Origin of the sequence: Frankia tisae, from assembly GCF_025403405.1 — a bacterium.
In the GTDB taxonomy this organism is placed as follows: Bacteria; Actinomycetota; Actinomycetes; order Frankiales; family Frankiaceae; genus Frankia; species Frankia tisai.
Window position 1 is genome coordinate 1 of record NZ_JANEZT010000587.1, and the last position, 2,522, is coordinate 2,522.

Below are 2,522 nucleotides of genomic sequence, written 5' to 3' on the forward strand. Positions count from 1 at the left end.
GGCGGGGTGGCCGGCTTCGGATCCAGCGGGACGGCGCCGGCGAGGCGCAGACCGCCGAGGCTGTCGGGCATGCGCCCGGGTCGTCCCGGGCCTCCCGCACCCCGCGGCGATCCGGATGGGACTGGTGGCCTACGTTGCATGCCTCCATCGTGACATCCGGGCGGGGCTGACGGCCCTGCCGGCGCAGGACTTTTCGGGGCCCGTTGTCCGCCGCGGCGCCCGGCGGCCTGAATCAACCAGCCTCGTCCCCGGCGAGCAGTCGGTTGATGCTCGCCACCTTGCCGTGCAGGGCGTCGCTGACACCGGGGCGCAGGTCCGCTTTGAGGACGAGGCTGACCCGGCCGGCACGGCCGCCGACGGCCTCGGTGGCCCGGCGCACGACGTCCATCACCTCGTCCCACTCGCCCTCGATCGTGGTGAACATGGCGTTGGTCTCGTGCGGCAGACCACTGGCGCGCACGATGCGGACCGCCTCGGCGACCAGCTCGGCGACACCCTCGCCGGTTCCGATGGGCGTGACACTGAAGGCAACCAGCATGCGATCAGACCTACCACGCCGGTGCCCCCGCGGCCATCTCTCCGACGCAGCGCCACGCGCCTGCTACGTCGACAAAACGGATTGGTCGGTAAGCTAGTGACTTGTCACGAAAAGTTGCGCGATCGACCCCCGCTTGGGCGATTACGCAAACCCGGGACAACGGTCCCTGACGGCACGCCCTACCATTGCCCGCCGTGGGGTGGAAGAAAACGGATGACGAGGCGTAGGTGGGGCCACGCACGCTGCTCGACGCGCTGACGGACCTGGCTGTGGTCGTCGGTGCGGACGGTCATGTCACCGACCTGGGTGCCGCGGCCCGCGCGTTCCTCGGTGACCGGATCCCCCGCGACCCGCGTCTGCCGGACCTCATCGAGGTCGTCGACCCGGCGTTCCGCGCGGCGCTCGGCGAGGCCGTCACGGCCGCGCTGGCGCAGTCCGGGCAGTGGCGCGGCTCCGTGGGGCTGGTCGACCCCACCGGGGCGACCGTGCCCCACCACGTGACCATCCGGCGCGATCCGGACGGCGGGCTGATCCTGCTCGCCCGCGACACCACCGACCAGCGCGCCCGCGAGATCGCCGAGAACGACTCCCGGGCCAAGGACGAGCTGATCGCGCGCCTGGGCCACGAGCTGCGCACCCCGCTCAACGCGATGCTCGGTTTCGCCCAGCTGCTGGAACTGGAGCCACTCACCCCCGACCTGCACGACGACGTCGAACGGATCATCACCGGCGGCCGGCACATGCAGGCGCTCATCGACGACGTGCTCGACCTGGCTCGGCTACGTGCGGGTCGCGGCGACATCAACAAGGGCCCGGTCAACGTCCTCGACATCGTCCAGGGCGTGGTGGAGCTGGTCGAACCGCTCGCCGCCCAGCGCAGCATCCGGCGCGTGATCGACCCGGCCGTGCCGCTCATCGCCGACGCGGACCGGCGCCGGCTGTGGCAGGTGCTGCTCAACCTGGTCGGCAACGCCCTGAAGTACGGCCGCGAAGGCGGCAGCGTGCGGGTCGGTATCGTGCCGATCACCGGCTCCCGGATCCGCATCGAGGTCGAGGATGACGGCGCGGGCCTGTCTCCGCGGGCGATCGACCGGTTGTTCCGTCCGTTCGAGCGGCTCGGCGCCGAGCGCAGCGGGATCGAGGGCAGCGGGCTGGGGCTCGCCCTGTCCCACGCCCTGGTCACCGCCATGGGCGGGGTGCTGACCGTCGCCAGCCGGTACGGGGTCGGCAGCGTGTTCGCCGTCGTGCTCGACGCCGTCGACATGCGCTTCGAGGACCCCGACGAGGACGACGACGGTTTCGGCGATCATCTTGGCGGCTCCGGCTACCGCGAAGCGGGGTACGGCCGCGCCGGCTACGGCGACGCCGGTCATGGGCGCGCTCATTACGCCGAGACCGGTCACGAACGCGCCGGTCATAGCAAGTCGGGGTACGGCCAGTCGGGATACGGCCAGTCGGGGTACGGCCAGTCGGGATACGGCGAAGCCGGCAACGGGCGAGCCCGCCGGGACGGTGCCGTCGAGGGTGCCTACGGAGGGCGGCACGCGGGCGTCTCCGGGGTCGGTGGCGGGAACGGCCCGGCCGCGGCCGGGCGCCGGGCGGCTCCTGGCGGTCTTCGGGTCGTGCACGTCAGCGGAGACCCGGCCGTGCGGGCAGCGGTCGCGGACATGCTCACCGAGAGCCTCTCCGCCGACCCGGTCACCGTGCCGCGGGCGGCCCTCGCGGTCGACGCGGTGCGCCGCGCGCGGCCGGCGTTCATCCTGCTCGACCATGACCTGCCCGACGCGACCGCACCCGAACTGCTCGCCCAGCTCGCGGCGGACCCCACCGCGGCCGCCATTCCGGCCTTCGTTCTCACCGAGGACACCGACCCCCACGAACGCGCCATCCTGCGCCGCGCCGGGGCTGTCGACATCCTCACCCTCCCGCTGCAGCCGGCGAGCCTGGTCGCCGGCTGCAGCGGGAGGGTGAGGATGTCGACAGC

General features: G+C 72.7%; 2 protein-coding genes. One reads left to right on the forward strand and one right to left on the reverse strand.

Annotated elements, in window-relative coordinates; translation table 11 throughout:
- Positions 1 to 232: 232 nt before the first annotated feature.
- Positions 233 to 538: an MTH1187 family thiamine-binding protein gene (locus NBZ85_RS30170; protein ID WP_261553781.1), complete on the reverse strand. Its 306-nt coding sequence runs from the start codon at positions 536 to 538 to the stop codon at positions 233 to 235.
- A 227-nt stretch (positions 539 to 765) separates the two neighbouring features.
- Here NBZ85_RS30170 and NBZ85_RS30175 point away from each other — a divergent pair.
- Positions 766 to 2,522 (forward strand): ATP-binding response regulator (locus tag NBZ85_RS30175; protein WP_261563326.1); only part of this gene is annotated, 1,757 nt, incomplete at its 3' end.